Raw genomic sequence first — 21,106 nt, 5'->3', positions numbered from 1 at the left:
GCGTTTTAGCGACACATAACTTATACCGTAAGTTTTATTCTCGCCGCACTTGAAGTTACACGTAGAAAGAAATCGTGTATCAAAAGCGGAAATATTAACGATGCATAGTAAGTGTAAATGCGTTAAGCCGTCATTTTTTAAGACAATTTGGTGGATAGTACGTGTGATTAAGGTACAATCGCCCCCAATTATTGCCAGACGTTAGAGTAAGTTTTTATTGCCATGCCTATGGATATAGATCAAATCCGCGCCCTGTCGAATAAAGATATGCAGGCGGTTAACCAACTGATTCAACAACAAGTGGACTCAGAAGTTGCACTGATTAATCAGCTTGGCTTTTACATAGTAAACAGTGGCGGCAAGCGATTGCGTCCGCTTCTCACTGTGCTAAGTGCACGTGCTATGGGCATTGATAACAACGACCATCATACTCTTGCGGCTATTGTTGAGTTTATTCACACTGCAACCTTGTTGCACGACGATGTTGTAGACGAGTCGACCATGCGTCGCGGTCGCGAAACCGCCAATGCGATTTTCGGTAACCAAGCATCGGTACTGGTCGGTGATTTCTTATATACGCGTTCTTTCCAGATGATGGTTAGCCTAAAACGTATGCGCGTTATGGAAATACTGTCTGAAGCCACCAATCAAATTGCCGAAGGTGAAGTGCTACAGTTAATGAATTGCAACGACGCTAGTACTACTGAAGCGCGTTACTTCGATGTTATTTATGGCAAAACCGCTCGCTTGTTTGAAGCCGCAACACAACTGTCTGCTGTTATCACCGACCAAGGCAATGACGTAGAAGTAGCCATGCAAGAATATGGCAAGCATTTAGGCACTGCCTTTCAGCTAGCAGACGATATCTTAGATTACATGGCTGACAGTGAAGAAATGGGTAAAAACGCCGGTGACGACCTTGCTGAGGGGAAACCGACGCTACCGTTGCTTTACGCTATGTGGCACGCCAAGAGCGATGAGGATCGCGCATTAATTCAAGAAGCCATCGAGCAGAGTAATGGCTTGCCTCATCTAGCGCGTATTCAGGGGATTATGGAAGAAACCGGAGCGCTAGATTACACACGAGAGTGTGCAAATAAAGAAGTGCAAATGGCAATAGATAGCTTAGCCATTATTCCCGAGTCAGATTACAAAGACGCCTTGATTGCGCTGGCGCATATTTCAGTTGAACGCACGAGCTAAACCTCTCAGCAGCAGCTAAATAGCGCGCGGTAGGGCAGCACAGCCCTACCCTTCAAGCATGTAGCCCAACATTCCCACCAAGAAACCGATAATACCGCCAAGCGGTGGTAACCAGTGATTTTCCATGCGAATTTGCGGTGCGATGTCTTGAAACACAGAATACAAAATGCCTCCGGCAGCAAATAGCATGATGGCACTTGTTATCACTGGAAACTGCGCCAGAAAATAAAACCCTATAAGACTGAATAGCGGCCCTAACAATGCCATCAACGCAAAAAGTATGATGAGCTTTGTACTGCGCTGTTTGTTTTTTGGGGTCATCTCGCGATATGCATTGAACCCTTCAGGCAAATTTTGAACTGCTATGAGCAAACCCAGTAGCATTGTACCGCCACCTAACGCTGCCGTTGTACCCAGTGCAATTGACTCTGGTACGAAATCACTAAGCATTGCTGCCAACTGACTACCGGCCGTTTTCTTCTTTGCTAAATAGATGTCAAGCGCCATAAACGATAGCGCCCCAGCAACAAAGCAAATTAGCGCCGTTACTATCGATACGTCTTTTACGCCTTCAGGCACTAACACCAACCCAACGGCAGAAATCAGAGCGCCGGCGCCCAGAGCCAAAATGCCATGACGCAGTTCTTGTTCAAGCCATTTAGGCTGAATACCTTGGTAGGTGGCTAAAACAGCACCGAGTGGCATCGCTAAACCTGCTACGGTAGCCATTACGAGTAACCCTACAATATCCCCTTGCGCCATGCCTAGTCCTTTTGCTAACGGTTATTTTGCTGCCATTAAGGCCAGATGCCTCAACAAAAAGAGCAGCCTAAGCTGCTCTTTTAAATATACACTTTTTACTAAAATTTAGTTTAAGTCGAGATCCCTTGTCATGTTCTCATTCTTATCGCGATGCACAATGATATTATCTTCAATGCGAATGCCACCAAATGGCTTGTATGCGTCTACGGTATCCCAATTAATATACTTAGATGCCGGCGTTGCCTTTAAGTCGCGCAGTAGACTATCGATAAAGTAAAGCCCAGGTTCAATAGTAAATACTTGGCGAGGCTCTACAATGCGTGTACAGCGAAGAAACGGATGATCTTCAGGCGCTGGCTTCGGCGTACCTCTATCATCATTCACTAGACCACCGACATCGTGCACTTGTAACCCAAGGAAGTGCCCAATACCGTGGGGGAAGAAAGTACGCGTGATCCCCATTTCTACAATGTCTGGCGGTGTTAGGTTAACCACCCCAGTGTCGTGAAGAATTTGTGCAATGCCATCGTGTGCTAACAAATGAATATCTGCATAGGCAACGCCCGGCTTAAGGCTATCAGCAAGGGTTAGCGTTACTTTGTCAACTGCTTTGATCAAATCGCTAAACAGTGTTGAGTTTTGGCTATAAGTACGGGTAATGTCTGCCGCATAGCCGTGGTAGTTTGCACCAGCGTCGATAAGGAACGAACGGTTTTCACTTGGTGCGACTGTATCGCATTGCATGTAATGCAAAATCGCAGCGTGCTCGTTAAGCGCCACAATACTAGTATACGGCACGTCGTTGTCACCCTGTCGACAAGCTTGTGCGTATGCAAGGTTGATATCGAATTCGCTTTTGCCTTCTCGAAACGCTTGCTCTGCGGCTTTATGCCCTGCAACGGCGAGTTTATTCGCTTCACGCATGCAATCTAGTTCGTAATCGGTTTTGTACGCACGCTGATAATGTAAGTAATGCAGAACTCTATCTGGATTTACATTCTCAAAACCCAGTGCCTTGGCCACTTCAATATACTCACCAATATAGGCAAATCGCGTTTTGTCGTAAGGCAAAAACTTTTCTACTGCATCAGCTTGCTGTAGTAGTTTGATATTGAAGCTGTCTGTCCAAAAGTCATTAGGCTCAGGCGGTACCTTATGCCAGAAGTCTTCTGGACGGTAAAAAATCAATGTAGGCTTATCAACACCGTTTACCACCAGCCAGCAGTTTGGATTATCGATAACCGGCACCCACGCCTTAAACTGTGGATTCACTTTAAAGGGATAGTGGTTATCATCTAAAAATAGACGTTTGCCTTGGCCTGAGTGAATGACTAATCCGTCTAAACCCTCGCGCTGTAGCGCTTCACGAGTACGCGCTTGAAGTTCATCGATATGCTGTTGGTAGGTTGCTTTATGTTGCGGCATAGCCCCTCTTATCTTTTTTGTCGTTAGATGTTAAGCCTTATGGTGTGAGTGTAGCACGCCACCTTTGCCTGTTGCATGGGTGTGCTACACAATGCACTTATTAAAGTGTCAACTTGTCGCAAGTCGCGCCAACGCACGGTAAAAATGCTCGACTTACATCGATTATTTAGGTGCCAGTTGCAACGTACCTGTGACAGGATGTGTACTGACCGCCTCGGCAGATGGGATCATATCTCGCGTAAGCTGAGGGAAGATATTTTCGTTGCTGCCTAACTGCATATCGTAAATATGTTGGTATGCCATAACCGCTTTTACATAGGCACGGGTTTCTTTATAAGGAATATTCTCAATCCAAATATCCACGGGCAAGGCTTCATTAGCTGGCAGCCACTCAAGTACCTTTCGCCAGCCTGCGTTATAAGAGGCCGATACCAAAACCGGATTATTGTTTAACTTATCCATTAGATAACGCAAGTATTGCATACCATAATCAATGTTGTCGTTGGCGTTGAATAAGGCGTTACGAGTAACTTTTTCCTGCGCCACATAACGTGCTGTTCCGGGCATTAATTGCATAAGCCCTGCTGCGCCAACAGAAGAAATGGCGTCTGTGCGAAACGAGCTTTCACGCCGAGCAATCGCCATCGCAAGCGATTTAGAAATGTTGTGAGCTTGTGATTTCTGGCTAAACACATCGTCGAATGCCAGCGGAAAACGACGCTCAACGTCGTCCCAATAACCGCTGCGCGCAAAACTGGTAATGGCTTGGTCGTACAATCCCCATTCGTACGCCAAAATTCCCGCATCGGTCACGCGAGAATCTGGGATATGAGAAAGGAGATAATACCATTCTCGGCGCGCACTGGTATTTCGGCCTAGCCTGAAAAACTCTACCGCTCTTAGCGTGGCAGGAGTGCGTGCCACAGCAGACATGGCTGATATATCTCTTGGCGCGGGAGAATGCGAAAGCGAAGGTATTTCACCAATGTGAGCACTGGCCATAAACCCGTAATAGTGACGCTCTTCAGCTAGCTCTTGGTAAAGCACCGTTGCTTGCATTGATTGCCCAAGCATTTCCAATGCGCGTGCCTTCCAATAGCGGTAATTTTCCTCTTGCTGAAGGTGAATAGGTGCACTATTGATAACGTCAACCACTTCTTGCCATTTTTGTGTGCGAAGTAAATGCGCAACGTGCCACAACTTAATGTCCTCGCTGGCGCCATCTGTATCGGCTTTTTCAAGCCATTCATGTGCTTGAGGAAGCCTGTCTAATGTAAAGCTTAATGCTATCGAACGCAGAGCAACATGTTGTTGAGCTTGACTAAAAAGCCCCTTATTCAAATATTGCGTATACACACCTGCTGCCAGTTCTGGTTTGCGCCAGGCTAATTTTTCAAGGGCCCACACAATTACCTCGGCCTCTTGCGCTTTGTTTTTAAGCGGAAACAAATTGGCGCGACTGACACGACTCACATCTCGTGTAACCGCTAGCCATGCATCGGCAATATATTGTTTATCGCGAGGCAACTGACGCTTTAAATAATTTATAATTGAACGATTGCCTTCTTTCGCGGCAATTTCAATGCGCTGAATAACGTTATCAGGCGTCATCATGCCCGCTTTCTTCCATTTGGCGAATAGTGGGTCACATTCATCAGGTTGTGACTGACCGTGAAGCCACAACGCATCCACTTCTTTTAAAACAATGGCGGCCTCTTCACCTTGATTCAGGCGATAATTAAGTGCAGTACAAGTAAGCTTTGCTCCCATGCCCTCGCGATAGTCGCCCAAAAAAGTCTGCTGGTGATTGTGACGCGCTAAGTAATTTAGCCACTGATAACGCAATCCGTAGCTTACAGGTTGCCCGGCATAATCATCTAGAAACTGTCTTACCTCGCGCTTCGTTTTAAGCGACATAGTGCGTTCAATTTGAAGACGCAAAAGATAAGGATATAACGGGTATTCAGCGAGGCTATGTATCTCACCTTCAAGGTCGTCAACACGACGCTTTGAATAAGTGCGCAATTTCGTCTCAAGTGTTAAAAATCGCTCGCGTTCATCGGCGTAATTATCAGCGGGTAAATTCAACAATGACGCTTCTTGGGCATTCGCCAGCGACGTATTGCAAAAAGCAAAGATAAACGGCAATAACAAAAACGACTGCAAAGGCAGGCTGCGCTGAGTACGCAGACAAAGGTACGGCGTGAAAAGGCGCTTTTTAGCGCGCGATGCTAATGCGTTTTTACGCAATTGAAACTTAAAGACTAAACCAGACACAATAAAACTCCTACCATATCCTTCATACCGAATAACGTCACCCACCGAATAACGTTAAACCGTTACGCAGTTGCATGAATGGTTGTATCCGCGGTAAGCGCAACTGACCGGCGGAAAAACACAACGTGGCTCCTTGCCAATAAAGATGTTGTGCCAGCTATCGTTAGCTATGCTTTACAAACATAGCCTGTAATGATTGTAGATTATTCTTATGCTGGATTGGCGCTTTGCGTCAATAACGCTCATTATACAAGCACCAAAACCGAAATGAAGCTTATATTCACTATTTGCTCTTGAATTTAAGTCATCGGACCACTACCTTAAGACAGATTGAAACAGCTGTTTGAATTTTTCGTTGAAATTTTGTGTGGCTTTGTAAAGAATCTAGCCACCCTAACGCGTTAGTGTTTTGAGTACGACCCTACAAACTTGTTGGTTTAATTCACTAACATCCTGGCCAATGCCGAAGGAGATGATAATGATATACACAGGCAAAAGTCTTTCCGTCAGCCTGTTAGATGACGGCTTTGCTGAGCTGGTATTCGACGCCCAAGGTTCAGTAAACAAGTTCGACCGCCAAACGGTGACAGAGCTTGACGAAGCAACACAAGCCCTACTTGCCAAAGGCGACGTAAAAGGCTTAGTAGTACGTAGCGCAAAACCTGCTTTTATCGTAGGTGCAGACATCACCGAGTTCACTGGCCTATTCGCCATGGACGACGCAGAAGTACTAAATTGGGTTGCCAATACTTCACAAGTATTCGACCGCTTCGAAGACTTACCTTTCCCTACCATCGCTGCAGTTAACGGTTTCGCGCTGGGTGGCGGCTGTGAAATGGCATTGGCATGTGACATGCGTATTGCAGACACCACGGCTTCAATTGGTTTGCCAGAAGTTAAGCTAGGCCTTATGCCTGGTTTTGGCGGTACAGTTCGCCTACCTCGTCTAATTGGTGCAGATAACGCCCTTGAGTGGATGACCACTGGCCGCGACAGAAAAGGCGCGAAAGCCCTTGCTGAAGGTGCGGTTGACGCAGTAGTAGCACCAGAAGCGCTAGTTGAAGGTGCGCTTTCAATGGTGAAAGACGCAGCTGACGGTAAATTTGACTGGCAAGCTCGTCGTGCGGTTAAGAAAGCCCCACTACAGCTAAACAAAAACGAAGCTATGATGAGCTTCTCTACTGCTCAAGCTATGGTATTTGCACAAGCTGGCAAACATTACCCAGCACCGCACAAAATGGTTGAGACTGTTCAAAAAGCAGCGGGCCTAGACCGTGACGGCGCACTTAAGCTTGAAAACGAAGGTTTTGTAGCGCTTGCGAAAACCGACGCTGCGAAAGCACAAATTGGTATTTTCCTTGCCGACCAGCTGGTTAAGAGCAAAGGTAAGAAGCAAGCGAAAGCGGCAACCAAGCAATCTAAGCTTAACGCGGTACTCGGTGCAGGCATCATGGGTGGCGGTATTGCATACCAAAGCGCTGTGAAAGGCACGCCGGTAATCATGAAAGACATTAACCAAGGTGCGCTAGACCTTGGCCTTTCAGAAGCAGCGAAAATTCTTGGTAAAGGCATGCAGCGCGGTAAAGTTGATGCGACTAAAATGGCGCAAACACTTAACGCTATCACGCCTACTCTTGAGTACAGCACGCTTAAAGATGCAGACCTTGTGATTGAAGCGGTTGTAGAAAACCCGAAAGTAAAAGGTATTGTACTTAAAGAAGTAGAAGACAATGTAGCTGACGACGCTATTATCACTTCAAACACTTCTACTATCTCTATCAACCAACTAGCTGAAAGCCTAGACAAGCCAGAGCGCTTCTGTGGTATGCACTTCTTTAACCCAGTGCACCGCATGCCGCTAGTTGAAATTATTCGTGGCGAAAAAACGTCAGAAGAAACCATTAATGCAGTGGTAGCCGCTACCCTTAAAATGGGCAAAACCCCCATTGTGGTTAACGACTGCCCAGGGTTCTTGGTAAACCGCGTATTGTTCCCATACTTTGCGGGCTTCAGTAAGCTTCTTATCGACGGTGCTGACTTTGTTGCCGTTGATAAAGTAATGGAAAAAATCTTCGGCTGGCCAATGGGCCCTGCTTACCTAATGGACGTTGTAGGTATCGACACAGGCGATCACGCAGCAGACGTTATGGCAGCGGGCATTCCAGAGCGTATGGCTCGCCTAGACAACGACCCAGTAACACTGTTCTACAAAGAAGAGCGTTTAGGTCAGAAGAACGGTAAAGGTTTCTACAACTACGGTGTTGATAAGCGCGGTAAGCCGTCTAAAACACCTGCTGAAGAAGCCTACGCACTAATGGCGCCACACGTAGCTGAAAAGACAGACTTTGACGCTGACGACATTATTGCACGCCTTATGATCCCTATGGCAAACGAAGCAATTCGCTGCCTAGAAGAAGGCATTGTAGATAGCGCAGCTGAAGCAGATATGGCGCTACTTTACGGCTTAGGTTTCCCTCCATTCCGCGGTGGTATTTTCCGTTGGATTGAAACCATTGGCTTGGCGAACTTTGTTGCGATGGCAGACAAGTACGCTGAACTTGGTCCAATTTATCAGATCTCAGACGGCGTTCGTGAAATGGCCGCTGCTGGTAAATCCTATTTCGCATAAGACCCGGAGGAAAATCTAATGAAAGAAGTGGTCGTAATCGATTGCGTACGTACCCCTATGGGTCGTTCAAAAAACGGTGTTTTCAGAAATGTGCGTGCAGAAGACCTATCTGCAGCACTAATGACCGCGCTACTAGAGCGTAACCCTGGCGTAAACCCAGCGGAAATTGAAGACATCATTTGGGGCTGTGTTCAACAAACTAAAGAACAAGGCTTCAACGTTGCACGTAACGCGCAACTATTAACACAAATTCCACGCACAACAGGCGCGGTAACGGTAAACCGTTTATGTGGTTCATCAATGCAAGCCCTTCACGATGCAACAAGCGGCATCATGAGCGGTCGTGGTGACATTTACATGATTGGTGGTGTTGAGCACATGGGTCACGTACCGATGAACTACAACATCGACTTCCACCCAGGTCTTGCTAAGTACACGGCGAAAGCGTCGGGCATGATGGGTATGACAGCCGAGCTACTTGGCCGTCAAAACGGTATTACTCGTGAGCAACAAGACGCATTTGGCGCACGTTCGCACCAGCTAGCGCACAAAGCACACCTTGAAGGCCGCTGGGCTAACGAGATTGTGCCTGTTGAAGGTCACGATGCGAACGGCGTATTAAAGCTAATTGACTACGATGAAGTAGTACGCCCAGAAAGCACGGCTGAGAGCATGGCGGCACTTCGCCCAGTGTTCGACCCAGTAAACGGTACCGTTACTGCGGGTACGTCTTCTGCGCTGTCTGACGGTGCGTCGGCTATGCTACTTATGTCGGCAGACCGTGCGAAAGAGCTTGGCCTAACGCCGCGTGCGAAAATTCGCTCGATGGCAGTGGCAGGTTGTGATGCGGCAATCATGGGTTATGGCCCAGTTCCGGCTACACAAAAAGCCCTTAAGCGCGCTGGCCTTACTATGGACGATATTGAACTTGCTGAGTTTAACGAAGCGTTCGCGGCACAGGCACTATCGTGCATTAAGCAACTAGGTTGGATGGACCACCTAGATACTAAGATTAACCTTAACGGTGGTGCAATTGCACTTGGTCACCCACTAGGTTGTTCTGGTTCACGTATCTCGGGTACGCTTATTAACCTAATGGAATCACAAGACGTAAGCCTAGGCTTAGCGACAATGTGTATTGGTTTAGGCCAAGGTATTGCTACCGTATTTGAGCGTGTATAAGCGTTTGAATTAGGGTTTAAAAGCTAAGTTTTTAAAAGGGCCTTCGGGCCCTTTTTTGTTGGCTGCCTACATTAAAAAACTAAGCTAGACAGAGGGCTAACCACACCATTAGCACCTTGCTGTAATATATGCGTATATATCTGCGTTGTGCGCACATCGGCATGACCAAGTTGGTCTTGTACCGTTCTTATATCCGCTCCCGACTGCAATAGATGAGTTGCAAAAGAATGCCTTAGGGTATGAGGAGTAACATGCTTAATGATGCCTGCATCATTTGCTGCCCGCGTAACAGCCCTTTGTATTTGCTTTTCGTCGATATGGTGCCTTCGCAGCAATTTACTTTCAGGATCGGTACTAAGCTTTGCGGCGGGAAACAAATACTGCCACTCAATGGTTTTGTTGCGCTGTTGGTATTTCTTTCTTAACGCATGGGGTATCCAGGCGCCAGCAAATTCTGGAACCAATAAATCTCTAGCAAGTAGCTTTTCACTTTCGCTAATATGGTTTCTTAACAGCGGAAGTAGCGATTCAGACAAGGTTACAACACGGTGTTTTCCACCTTTCCCAAACCAGATGCGCACACATTTATAATCGAAGTCGATATCGCCCACCCGCAAGCGCGTACATTCCATTAATCGAAGCCCACTGCCATACAACAATGCTACCGCTAGATAATGATGAGTAGGTACGCGGCCCAGCAGCGCTTTTACTTCCAGCTGTGTAAGCACTACGGGCAGTTTTCGCTCGCGCCCACTTCCCACAAAATTCATATCTTCGGGAAGCGGTTGGTCAAGGTACTTATTGTATAAAAATGCCAACGCATTGAGCGCGGTAGCCTGTGTAGAACGCGAGTTCTTTCGCCTTGTTGATAAATGCGTTAGATACGCTTCAACGTGCACAGAATCTAAGTCCTTAGGATGCTGAAAATTATTAAAACGAATATAATCGGTAATCCAGTTGAGGTATGTTTGTATAGTACGTTTTGCATAACGCTTCAGCATCATGTGATCATAAAGCGTTTGGATAAAGGTTGATTTCATGGCTTGCTCCTAAGTAGAAGCAGTTTACGCAATAAAACTTTCCTAAATAACTGATCACAACGCCAGTTTTGAGCAGATAAAACGCATGAAAAACACCAAATTCACCTGCAAGTCGTTTTGGTGTTTTTAAACTTTGCGCGAAAAACACCAAAAGTGAAATTTAGTAGATGTTGTAGTAGCTTATGGTTTAACCTTATGAAAGCTCAAACGGACAAAAACCCCGTTCCGGTTCGGGAAATCGTCCCGTTTTGGGGACGATTAAATTGTTAGAAGGCGTCAGCCTAAACTTCGTTTGGCTCTATAAATTTATCAGTGCAACTACCCTTACCTGTCTTCAATAGCATCGCTCTGGCTTTTGGTAGTTTTAATGTCGCCGCATTAAATTCAAAGGTTGCGCATTAGGCGCTTTAACACCAAGTTCTTATTTTCAGCCAGCAAGCGCCAATGCGTTTGTTAGTTCAAATGGCGGCTTGCTTCAGTTAAATCAAAAGCATCATCGCGCTGTCGTTTCTCTTGTTTGCGTTAACAATCAATCGTATGCTGGCTTCATTAGTTTTTAAAAAGGCCAACGGAACAGGTTCTGCTTCTAACAAAGCGCTAAAGTCGTTCCCTTCGGTCACTGGGACGCTTACACGCGGGGCCACTTCGTTATTATGCCCCACGTGCAATCGCCCCTTAGCTTAGCGTTGGTATGACTCCCTTTGTCAACCCTGAACGAGCGCTTCCCTGACACTCTTTCAGCCCATAATTAGTATTCTTTATTACTCAAAATAAATGAGCTAACGCACCGGATGAGGCAGTAATGTCGTCGGTTATCATGCTGGTATTCGTGGGTTATTCATTAATTATAATGAACAGCGCCTACCTTACTCACTCCGCCGTGGTCACCTTCTCATCAGTCTATGCTCGTGGATCAATAACCGTTAAGTTATCGCCATCATAACGCCCTCGTAGGTTGTGCCACATCCCGCGGCCTGATCCAAATGCGTTAGCTCAAACTCGTTTATCATGCAGGTACTCGGCTCAATCTTAGTTTTGGATTAACCGGCGTAAGTACCACTTCCTTTGCAATAGCCCAAATATAAGCAGCCATTTCTCTGGCAATCGCGGTAACGATTAAATTGTAGTGTTTACCCTTTTTACTCATGCGCTGATAGCGTTTGCACAAGCGAAGCTGTGCTTTCCAAGCGATATCGACGATGTCTTTAGGTAAGCCTTCCTGCCTTAACTGTAATTCAGTAGAGACGTTAGCCGGATAACGGTAGCTGTGCGCCCCCTCAATCAGTAAACGCCGTGCTCGGCCATTTCCTGCTTTTGTAATGGCTCCTAAGTGTCGCTTTCCGCCTGATGATTGTTCGCTGGGGACTAAACCTAAATACGCCATGAGTTTTCTTGGATGGTCAAAACGCTGTAAATCACCAAGCTCTGCCACCACTCCAACAGCAACGAGCAATCGAACACCTCGCATCGCCTGAACGGCTTTCACTACCGGATAATAACGCCATTGGTGTACATGGTGGGTTAACTCATTGTCGAGCCTTTCCAGTCGCCGGATACGCTCTTCTATGGTTTGCAATTGTTCTTGTAAGACAATTTGCTGGGCCGGGTGAGGCAATATCAATTCCGTGAGCCAGCGAAGGTGTTTCTTCGACCAGTTGGCCGTACCTTCATAGCGTATGTTGTTTCGCAATAGTAAAGCTTTAAGCTGGTACTTCGCTTCTTTTAAATCCTTCATTGCTGCTTCTCGAGCTCGAGATAAATCCCGCACAGCTTCATCTTCCGGCTCGGGCACATAGATGGGTGTAAGGTCTTCAGACTTTAGTGACCTAACGAGCTTAAGCGCATCTCGTCGGTCGGTTTTAATTCGCTCTCCTGGCTTTTTCGGGATAAGAGACGGTGCCACAACATAGCAACAGTGTCCCAAGCTCGTTATCAGACGATAAATCCAATAGCCACAAGGGCCAGCCTCATAAACAACGTGAAGTGTTGCACCAGGATATTTAGATTCAAACTGGCGAATAAGCTTTTTGACACAGACCTTAGAGGAGGGAATACGACCATAATGAACGGGCGACGCGCCACGCTGTTCTTCACAATAAGCAACTTCGTGAAACTCTTTATGCGTATCCAATCCGATAAAAATCATGCTATGTTTGTTCATGCTAGCCTCCAAATTGATTTAGTATTGAACAAACTAATTATGGCTCTGGCTGAAAAGTTAACCCACGAGAATGCGGAGGCTAGCATTTCACAGGGAGTCATTGTGTCTATACACCACCCATTCTTTAGTAAAAGTCAGGCCGAAGTTCATTACTTTTTTACAACGGCTTTGGAGGTTCGTTTTGGTTTTCGGTCAGCATCGAAGGAAGCTTGAAAGCACCGCTTTTCAACTCAAGCAGCTCTCTTCTTTGGCAGCAAGTAAAAGCTAAAAACGTTGGTTGTTTTATTCAGTACTTTTACCCTATTTTCTTCAACATGCTGGCAGTTAACATACGGTTTGTGTATAACAAAAAAATTAAGTCGTGGGCTAAAGCCCACTGGGACGCTAACACGCAGGGCCGCTTCGCTATTATGCCCTACGCGTTATCGCCCCTTATTTAAAAGTTATGTTTCGTGATAACTAAATGAGAAATTTGGGCCGAGTGGCACTCAAAACTTCCTTAGCTGGGTGGGTAATTGGAATTACTTTCACTTTTGTATCGTGGGAACTTGCCGCACCTAATGGTCAAAATATTTTGCATGAGTTGCCGTTTTACATTGCTTTATTAGCATTCCCAATATCTATAATTGCAGTAGTAATTGGAGTTATTGCGTTTATTAAAGGGCACAGTCGTCTACAAGCGACTGCAAGCCTATTATTGGCATTAACACTTTCCACGTTTATTGGTTTAATGTATTGGGTGGCTGTAAATGGCGGCGTGTAAAACATAACAAACAACTGTAGCCGCTCGCTGGCGCTCACTGGGACAATAACACGTAGGCTCAGTCGCTTCGCTCCAATTCTAGCCTACGTGTTATTGCCCCTAAGTTGGGCGTTAAGTTTTAAGGACAGCTCATGAATATTCATAAGCCTTCGAAAGACTCAAGAGATCGAGTATCTGTCTCAACTTTACTTTGGGTTTGTTCTGTAAGAGAAGAAAATGAAAAATGGGTAAATGTTGAAATTGTTGAAGGCTGCAAAAGGACCGTTTATAGCTTGGATAAACGTGAAGGGGAATATGTTAGATTCGAGAACAGTTGGCATCTTCTAAGGTCTGCTGAAGAGTTTAAACAGTTAATTGATAAAGCAAAGAATAAAGAGCTATATCTATTTTCAAATGAGCTTGCCGTTTCTGTATCAGACATGCCAACTTTAGACAAAGTGTCAATTCAACAATTTATCGCTGTAGATAAAACTTAACAATCACATTAAGTCGGTCGCAAGCTCCCTGGGACAGTAACACGTGGGCTCTGTCGCTTCGCTCGGATTTTAGCCCACGTGTTACTGCCCCTTATTTGGGTGTTAGCCACTTATGAAAAAGCCTAAGATTTCTCAAACTAAACGAACTAATAATTTGGCTACGGAAGGTTCCTCTTTAAGTCGTTATGCAGACCTTTTACCTAACGCTGCATTTCACGGTGTCATTTTCCTCATTATAGCTATCGCTTTTTTTGAGTTTACTTTCCCAACAGCAAAAAACGCATGGTTTGCTGTGGCAATCCTTGTTTTCTCAACGATATTTGGTTTTTTAACGTTTAAGTTGCAGTTTCGTGGAACGCATGCGGTTGTTTTAAAATCGGATGAATTTCGTGAAGCCTTAAAAAAATATCTTAAGAAGCTAGATTTCATAACTCATTATGACAACAAGCAATTTACCGCTGCTCAATATACAAAACTTGGGCATTATGTGAACGACGACTTTTATGTTATATATTCAGAGAATTGTGTTTTATTATTCTGCATCAGTTATCGACCTTATCCGTTTTCATTGATGAGATCTAAAAGGATCATCAAGGATGTATTGAATGAAGTGTCTGTGGCTAACAAACCGCTGTAGTCGGTCGCAAGCTCCCTGGGACAATAACACGTGGGCTCAGTCGCTTCGCTCCAAATTTTAGCCCACGTGTTATTGCCCCTAAGCGGGGTGTTAGGTTTCATTGTGAGATTACTTGTAATCGCAATTTTGGCTGTTGTTTTGTTTTTCCCGTTGTATTGGCTGTTTTATTTCATCACAGGCCAAGAGTGGACAGCTTGGATTGCTGGTGTTTTGGTTTGGATAGTATTCCCAATCATTATGTTAAAAATTTGGGAACCTGAATGGCGCGGAAGACTGGTTAGAATACTCAATTATGCAATTGCAACAATGTTGCTAGTACTTTCTGCAATATACTTGTATCAAAGCTATTCAGCTTCAGAATCATTGTCGGGTCCTATTGGTTTCTTTGTGTTTTTTGGCTTGCCTTCAATTTATTATCTTTTTAAGGGTAAGTTCCATATAAATCTAAAAGGCGGAGATGAAACCTAACAAACAAATTATGGCACTCGCTAACGCTCGCTGGGACGCAAACACGTGCGCGGCTACGCCATTATTGCACACGTGTTTGCGCCCCATATTTGGAAGTTATGTGCTTAAAGGAATATAAATGCTTACAGGGATTTTATTTATTTTCTTGTTTCCCATTTTGGCTGTCACACTTATAGCTTTTCCTTTACTTTTTGTTATGAAAAGAAAATCCACCGGAGTTTTTTGGCTTTACGAGAGCTTAGGGTTAATTCTTGCGTCTTTGGTTGGCTTAGCACTAATAGGTTCGCTTAATTCTTCCACTAGCCAATCAATTACACTAGGGGTAAGTTTATCTGTTGCTCTTGTAATTTATGGCTCAATTTTGGGTGCTAGATTACGACATCTCAGTAAAACGGAAAGGCGAAATGAAAATGTACGCACATAACACATATGAGCCCAACTCCCGTCAATAGATAATAGTATTTCTCTGGCTGCGTTAGCAGCCAGTCCAAATCTCTGGGCTAAATCTCCTAGCTTCATCTGTCATTGTTGCCGTAAGGCATCGCCTGCGGCAAACACATATAGAGGCTCTCTTAGTGCGATCTCATCGCTGCCTGTTACCATGGAATCCATTACGAGTACAGGGGCACTAGACATTCATCGGTTAACCTGATGCTGGCACTATTCAAACGTAGTGGCTGATTTATGTCGCCAGTTAGGGGCAGGCTCAGTTCAGGCGCAAGCGATTTAGCACAGAGTGTTGATGCGCAACAGACGGATGTCTAATCAAAGCGTAGTGGCTGTGGACACTGGTATAGTTCATGTTGAACAGGCTCTTTTCCCTAAATCATCATGAACACAATACTCGCCATTCGACCAGTTAGGCGGTCAGCTCATCCGTCTGTGCGACTTACCCCGCTAAAAAGCGCTCACTGTCAAACACCGTTTGATTCTTCAACATAAAGTACATACAACGACCAAGTTTATGTGCCAATGCAGAGAGCGCTTTAGCTTTGCTCATGCGCTTCTGTAATTTTGCGAGATAAGCTTGCGCCGGAGGATTACCCTTCAAAAACAGCACTGCGGCTTCAGAGAACGCCCATTTAAGGTGCGCATTACCAATTTTATTACCCTGTGTACCGTAGGCTTTACCGGCTGATTCCGCTTTGCATTTGACTAGCCGAGAATAAGACGCAAACTTCTGAACACTGTCAAAGCGCTTAATAGTGCCAATCTCATAAAGAATGGTAAGGGCCAATACTCGCCCGACACCAGGCAATGAACGCAGCAGATAGTAGTCTCTACCATTATCATGCTTAGTGAGCTTTTCTACATAACATTCAATACTGCTGACTTCATGGTCGTAAACTTCTATCAATCGTAGATTCATATCAATACTGCGTTGAACCTGTGGATTAGGGAAGTGTCCACGCATTGCATCGCGACCGGTGGTGTAGCTTAGGTCTGACTTTTCAGGTACTGGCAGGTTGTATTGTGACAACGCATTCTTTATGAATGCTTTCAACTCGGCACTATGGCGCATGGCGTGCGTTCGTCTACGCAATAAATCTCGAATAGCACGTTTTTCCTTTGGATAAACATAAGCCAAAGGAAAATTACCACCTCGTATTAACTTGGCAATCTTGTACGCATCAATTTTATCGTTCTTCGTCTTACCGCCATGAATAGCTTTCATGTAGAGAGCGTGGCCAAGGATAAAATCAATATTATGATGTTCACAAAAATCACTAAGCCAGTACCAGCAGTGCATACATTCTGCGCCCACCACAATATTCCCGATGTAGGGTGAAAGAAGGTTTAAAAGCTGCTCGGGAGAATCTTTTATCTTCTTATGAACCAGTATCTCGCCGCGTTCATCTAGGATGCACACATAAAGCATTCGTGCATGAAGATCGATTCCGCAGTAAAAAGGATGTAAGTTAGTATAGAATTGCATTGAGTCTTCTCCATTTTGGGTTTGGTCGCCTTCCAGCTTAGCCAATAAAATTGGATAAGCTGGGGAGAAGGCTCAATAAGTATCAAACCACTCAAGGCACTCGCTTCGCTCGCTGGGACGCTAACACATGGGCTGCGTCACTTCGTTCCTAATTTTAGCCCATGTGTTATCGCCCCTTAGTTGGGCGTTGGTATGACTCCCTTTGTCAACCCTGAACGAGCGCTTCCCTGACACTCTTTCAGCCCATAATTAGTATTCTTTATTACTCAAAATAAATGAGCTAACGCACCGGATGAGGCAGTAATGTCGTCGGTTATCATGCTGGTATTCGTGGGTTATTCATTAATTATAATGAACAGCGCCTACCTTACTCACTCCGCCGTGGTCACCTTCTCATCAGTCTATGCTCGTGGATCAATAACCGTTAAGTTATCGCCATCATAACGCCCTCGTAGGTTGTGCCACATCCCGCGGCCTGATCCAAATGCGTTAGCTCAAACTCGTTTATCATGCAGGTACTCGGCTCAATCTTAGTTTTGGATTAACCGGCGTAAGTACCACTTCCTTTGCAATAGCCCAAATATAAGCAGCCATTTCTCTGGCAATCGCGGTAACGATTAAATTGTAGTGTTTACCCTTTTTACTCATGCGCTGATAGCGTTTGCACAAGCGAAGCTGTGCTTTCCAAGCGATATCGACGATGTCTTTAGGTAAGCCTTCCTGCCTTAACTGTAATTCAGTAGAGACGTTAGCCGGATAACGGTAGCTGTGCGCCCCCTCAATCAGTAAACGCCGTGCTCGGCCATTTCCTGCTTTTGTAATGGCTCCTAAGTGTCGCTTTCCGCCTGATGATTGTTCGCTGGGGACTAAACCTAAATACGCCATGAGTTTTCTTGGATGGTCAAAACGCTGTAAATCACCAAGCTCTGCCACCACTCCAACAGCAACGAGCAATCGAACACCTCGCATCGCCTGAACGGCTTTCACTACCGGATAATAACGCCATTGGTGTACATGGTGGGTTAACTCATTGTCGAGCCTTTCCAGTCGCCGGATACGCTCTTCTATGGTTTGCAATTGTTCTTGTAAGACAATTTGCTGGGCCGGGTGAGGCAATATCAATTCCGTGAGCCAGCGAAGGTGTTTCTTCGACCAGTTGGCCGTACCTTCATAGCGTATGTTGTTTCGCAATAGTAAAGCTTTAAGCTGGTACTTCGCTTCTTTTAAATCCTTCATTGCTGCTTCTCGAGCTCGAGATAAATCCCGCACAGCTTCATCTTCCGGCTCGGGCACATAGATGGGTGTAAGGTCTTCAGACTTTAGTGACCTAACGAGCTTAAGCGCATCTCGTCGGTCGGTTTTAATTCGCTCTCCTGGCTTTTTCGGGATAAGAGACGGTGCCACAACATAGCAACAGTGTCCCAAGCTCGTTATCAGACGATAAATCCAATAGCCACAAGGGCCAGCCTCATAAACAACGTGAAGTGTTGCACCAGGATATTTAGATTCAAACTGGCGAATAAGCTTTTTGACACAGACCTTAGAGGAGGGAATACGACCATAATGAACGGGCGACGCGCCACGCTGTTCTTCACAATAAGCAACTTCGTGAAACTCTTTATGCGTATCCAATCCGATAAAAATCATGCTATGTTTGTTCATGCTAGCCTCCAAATTGATTTAGTATTGAACAAACTAATTATGGCTCTGGCTGAAAAGTTAACCCACGAGAATGCGGAGGCTAGCATTTCACAGGGAGTCATTGTGTCTATGCACTAAAGGAGAATTTGAACATTGGAGTTGTTTGAGAAGTTTCTTTCAGAAGGGATAGCCGGTTTCGCTCTACTTACAGCCGTGTTTGCAGCATGGCAATCTGTTAAAGCTAACAAAATAGCCAAAAGCTCATTCGAAAAGTCGGAAATAGAAAAAGCTACGCTAAGAAAAGTTGAATTAATAATTGCTGAAGAAAAAAAGGTTGCTGTTGCTAGCAAATTGATAATGACCTTAGGCCAAAAGCAAGAATTGATAAAGCAACATCCTTTTCTGGCTGACACTTATCCGAACGAGAGCAGCAGAATACAGCAGTGTTTGGCAGTCTTGTCTGAACAGCGTAAGTCTCAAGGCCTTGCATATGAACTTCTCGACCACGATGATATTGGCAAAGATATCAAGCTTTCTAAACAATCCCTCGCTAACTGTGTGCGATTGACTATTAGAATGGAATCAGATTTAGAGAATGAAAAAATTTCTTTGTTGGCAATGCAAAAGTTGGTTAGCAGCGCATAACAATCACATTAAGTCGGTCGCAAGCTCCCTGGGACAGTAACACGTGGGCTCTGTCGCTTCGCTCCTATTTTAGCCCACGTATTACTGCCCCTTATGTGGGTGTTAAGTTTTAAGGACAGCTCATGAATATTCATAAGCCTTCGAAAGACTCAAGAGATCGAGTATCTGTCTCAACTTTACTTTGGGTTTGTTCTGTAAGAGAAGAAAATGAAAAATGGGTAAATGTTGAAATTGTTGAAGGCTGCAAAAGGACCGTTTATAGCTTGGATAAACGTGAAGGGGAATATGTTAGATTCGAGAACAGTTGGCATCTTCTAAGGTCTGCTGAAGAGTTTAAACAGTTAATTGATAAAGCAAAGAATAAAGAGCTATATCTATTTTCAAATGAGCTTGCCGTTTCTGTATCAGACATGCCAACTTTAGACAAAGTGTCAATTCAACAATTTATCGCTGTAGATAAAACTTAACAATCACATTAAGTCGGTCGCAAGCTCCCTGGGACAGTAACACGTGGGCTCTGTCGCTTCGCTCGGATTTTAGCCCACGTGTTACTGCCCCTTATTTGGGTGTTAGCTGCAAATATGGAAACGTTAATCTCAACAGTTGTTTTAATTTCTATTCCGTCTTTTTTTGCTGTGCGTCATTTCAACGAATATGGCACTTTTGACGACCCCAAGATTTGGGGGAGGGCTGAAAAAATAGCCTCTTTATTATTTGCGCTTTATTTGGGAATGATTTTAGTTTTGGGTAAATCAGGCATTTATTCCTTCTATGAACCAGTTTCGACTATTCGCGATCCCCGCTTTATGTTTTTCTTTTTGTTTCCAAGCATTGGCTTCGGTATTGCTATGTTTCCACGTGTAGCAGCAGAGTTCAGTCAAAACTACTTGCCTATGTTGCAATCTGATATGCTCAAGTACTTTAGTATTTACGGTTGGCTAATTATTGTCTGTTTAACATTAATAATTGCGGTTTAATCAGCATGTGCAGCTAACAAACAACTGTTGGCGCTCACTGCGTTCGCTGGGACACAAACACATGGGCTCCCTCGCTTCGCTCGTTATTTTAGCCCATGTATTTGTGCCCCAAAGTTGGGGCGTTAGGTGCTTTGAGGTAAATGGATGGATCTATACATTGGCAAAGGAATAGACTCACTTTTATTCGGTATCACTGAAAACGAAGCTCAAAAACTTTTGGGGAGCCCAGATAAAAGTTACTTTACCGATAGTGGCTGTAAGCGTATTCAATACAACGAACTGGAAATTGAGTTGTCATTTGAACCAGACAGTGACAATCGACTTGGGTGGCTAGAAGTTCATAATAAAGAGGCCAAACTGTTTGGTAGTAGTCTCATCGGGCTAAGTGAAAAAACTGCTGTTGAACTTCTAAGTTCAATGCTTAACTCCAAACCAAAATATGATGATTTTGGTGGCTTTACGTCAATCAATTATGAAGATGAGTGGCTGGAGTTACAGGTTCAGTTTGGTATCGTTAAATGCATTAATTTTGGCGTTTTGTTTAGAGAAAACGGTGCTCCATCTTGGCCACGCACCTAACAATCGCATAAACTCGCTCGCAAGCTCGCTGGGACAAAAACACGTAGGCTCCCTTCGCTTCGCTCGATATTATAGCCTACGTATTTTTGCCCGTTATGCGGGCCGTTATACACCACCCATTTTTTAGTAAAAACCAGGCCAAAGTGCAGCTCTTTTTTACAACAGCTTTGGGGGTTCGTTTTAGTTTTCGGTTTGCATCGAAGGTAACTTGAAAGCTTTGCTTTTCAACTCAAGCAGCTCTCTTCTCTTGCAGCTAGTAAAAGTCAAAATCGCCGGTTGTTTGGCTCGGTGCTTTTACTCTATTT

At 44.8% G+C, this 21,106-nt stretch carries 19 protein-coding genes; 12 read left to right on the top strand and 7 right to left on the bottom strand.

Features of this window, described 5'->3' with window-relative positions; genetic code table 11:
* Positions 1 to 228: 228 nt before the first annotated feature.
* The gene (ispB, locus tag JN178_RS02575; protein WP_202263421.1) at positions 229 to 1,203 is read left to right on the top strand and encodes an octaprenyl diphosphate synthase; all 975 of its coding nucleotides are present in this window, start codon (positions 229 to 231) and stop codon (positions 1,201 to 1,203) included.
* Between the two features lie 45 nt (positions 1,204 to 1,248).
* Here the strand turns inward: ispB and JN178_RS02570 are convergent, their stop codons facing one another.
* The 3 genes from JN178_RS02570 to JN178_RS02560 all read right to left on the bottom strand — a co-directional run bounded on the left by JN178_RS02570 (position 1,249) and on the right by JN178_RS02560 (position 5,556).
* A complete protein-coding gene (locus JN178_RS02570; RefSeq protein WP_202263420.1) occupies positions 1,249 to 1,965 on the bottom strand; it encodes a ZIP family metal transporter in 717 nt (238 codons plus the stop codon).
* Positions 1,966 to 2,070: 105 nt separating this feature from the next.
* Entirely contained in the window at positions 2,071 to 3,390 is a 1,320-nt protein-coding gene (gene pepQ / locus JN178_RS02565) for a Xaa-Pro dipeptidase (RefSeq protein WP_202263419.1), read from the bottom strand.
* 162 nt (positions 3,391 to 3,552) lie between these two features.
* Positions 3,553 to 5,556 carry a transglycosylase SLT domain-containing protein gene (locus JN178_RS02560; RefSeq protein ID WP_442859753.1) on the bottom strand — a complete coding sequence of 668 codons (2,004 nt, stop codon included), beginning with the start codon at positions 5,554 to 5,556 and terminating at the stop codon, positions 3,553 to 3,555.
* A gap of 589 nt (positions 5,557 to 6,145) precedes the next feature.
* Between JN178_RS02560 and fadB the strand changes: the two genes are divergently transcribed.
* Positions 6,146 to 8,296 (top strand): fatty acid oxidation complex subunit alpha FadB, encoded by a 2,151-nt coding sequence (gene fadB / locus JN178_RS02555; RefSeq protein WP_202263417.1) that lies wholly within the window; start codon positions 6,146 to 6,148, stop codon positions 8,294 to 8,296.
* Between the two features lie 18 nt (positions 8,297 to 8,314).
* Positions 8,315 to 9,478 (top strand): acetyl-CoA C-acyltransferase FadA, encoded by a 1,164-nt coding sequence (gene fadA, locus JN178_RS02550; RefSeq protein WP_071816941.1) that lies wholly within the window; start codon positions 8,315 to 8,317, stop codon positions 9,476 to 9,478.
* Between the two features lie 71 nt (positions 9,479 to 9,549).
* On the opposite strand, the gene JN178_RS02545 is transcribed toward fadA, so the two are convergent.
* Both JN178_RS02545 and JN178_RS02540 read right to left on the bottom strand, forming a co-directional pair.
* Positions 9,550 to 10,518, bottom strand: coding sequence for an integron integrase (locus JN178_RS02545; protein ID WP_202263416.1), 969 nt, complete (start codon positions 10,516 to 10,518; stop codon positions 9,550 to 9,552).
* Positions 10,519 to 11,524: 1,006 nt separating this feature from the next.
* The gene (locus tag JN178_RS02540) at positions 11,525 to 12,679 is read right to left on the bottom strand and encodes an IS110 family transposase (protein ID WP_202263408.1); all 1,155 of its coding nucleotides are present in this window, start codon (positions 12,677 to 12,679) and stop codon (positions 11,525 to 11,527) included.
* A 481-nt stretch (positions 12,680 to 13,160) separates the two neighbouring features.
* Here JN178_RS02540 and JN178_RS02535 point away from each other — a divergent pair, with 481 nt between their 5' ends.
* The 5 genes from JN178_RS02535 (at position 13,161) to JN178_RS02515 (ending at position 15,447) form a co-directional block, all read left to right on the top strand.
* Positions 13,161 to 13,442 (top strand): hypothetical protein, encoded by a 282-nt coding sequence (locus tag JN178_RS02535; protein WP_202263415.1) that lies wholly within the window; start codon positions 13,161 to 13,163, stop codon positions 13,440 to 13,442.
* Between the two features lie 131 nt (positions 13,443 to 13,573).
* Complete coding sequence (locus tag JN178_RS02530) at positions 13,574 to 13,918, top strand: hypothetical protein (RefSeq protein WP_202263410.1); 345 nt, start codon at positions 13,574 to 13,576, stop codon at positions 13,916 to 13,918.
* Between the two features lie 112 nt (positions 13,919 to 14,030).
* Positions 14,031 to 14,555 (top strand): hypothetical protein, encoded by a 525-nt coding sequence (locus JN178_RS02525; RefSeq protein WP_202263414.1) that lies wholly within the window; start codon positions 14,031 to 14,033, stop codon positions 14,553 to 14,555.
* A 102-nt stretch (positions 14,556 to 14,657) separates the two neighbouring features.
* On the top strand, positions 14,658 to 15,023 hold the full coding sequence (locus tag JN178_RS02520) for a hypothetical protein (RefSeq protein ID WP_202263413.1): 366 nt from the start codon (positions 14,658 to 14,660) through the stop codon (positions 15,021 to 15,023).
* A 118-nt stretch (positions 15,024 to 15,141) separates the two neighbouring features.
* Positions 15,142 to 15,447: a hypothetical protein gene (locus JN178_RS02515; protein ID WP_202263412.1), complete on the top strand. Its 306-nt coding sequence runs from the start codon at positions 15,142 to 15,144 to the stop codon at positions 15,445 to 15,447.
* Between the two features lie 465 nt (positions 15,448 to 15,912).
* Here the strand turns inward: JN178_RS02515 and JN178_RS02510 are convergent, their stop codons facing one another.
* Complete coding sequence (locus JN178_RS02510; protein ID WP_202263406.1) at positions 15,913 to 16,959, bottom strand: IS110 family transposase; 1,047 nt, start codon at positions 16,957 to 16,959, stop codon at positions 15,913 to 15,915.
* Positions 16,960 to 17,466: 507 nt separating this feature from the next.
* On the bottom strand, positions 17,467 to 18,621 hold the full coding sequence (locus JN178_RS02505; RefSeq protein WP_202263408.1) for an IS110 family transposase: 1,155 nt from the start codon (positions 18,619 to 18,621) through the stop codon (positions 17,467 to 17,469).
* 132 nt (positions 18,622 to 18,753) lie between these two features.
* On the opposite strand from JN178_RS02505, the gene JN178_RS02500 reads away from it, so the two are divergent.
* From JN178_RS02500 to JN178_RS02485, 4 genes are all read left to right on the top strand, one after another.
* A complete protein-coding gene (locus JN178_RS02500; RefSeq protein WP_202263411.1) occupies positions 18,754 to 19,245 on the top strand; it encodes a hypothetical protein in 492 nt (163 codons plus the stop codon).
* A gap of 122 nt (positions 19,246 to 19,367) precedes the next feature.
* A complete protein-coding gene (locus tag JN178_RS02495) occupies positions 19,368 to 19,712 on the top strand; it encodes a hypothetical protein (RefSeq protein WP_202263410.1) in 345 nt (114 codons plus the stop codon).
* Between the two features lie 114 nt (positions 19,713 to 19,826).
* Positions 19,827 to 20,222, top strand: a complete 396-nt coding sequence (locus tag JN178_RS02490) for a hypothetical protein (RefSeq protein WP_202261600.1) — start codon at positions 19,827 to 19,829, stop codon at positions 20,220 to 20,222.
* A gap of 144 nt (positions 20,223 to 20,366) precedes the next feature.
* Positions 20,367 to 20,801 (top strand): hypothetical protein, encoded by a 435-nt coding sequence (locus JN178_RS02485; protein WP_202261599.1) that lies wholly within the window; start codon positions 20,367 to 20,369, stop codon positions 20,799 to 20,801.
* The last annotated feature ends 305 nt before the right edge of the window (positions 20,802 to 21,106 follow it).

This window comes from Alteromonas sp. KC3, assembly GCF_016756315.1.
GTDB lineage: Bacteria > Pseudomonadota > Gammaproteobacteria > Enterobacterales > Alteromonadaceae > Alteromonas.
This window is presented reverse-complemented; position numbering and strand designations above follow the sequence as displayed.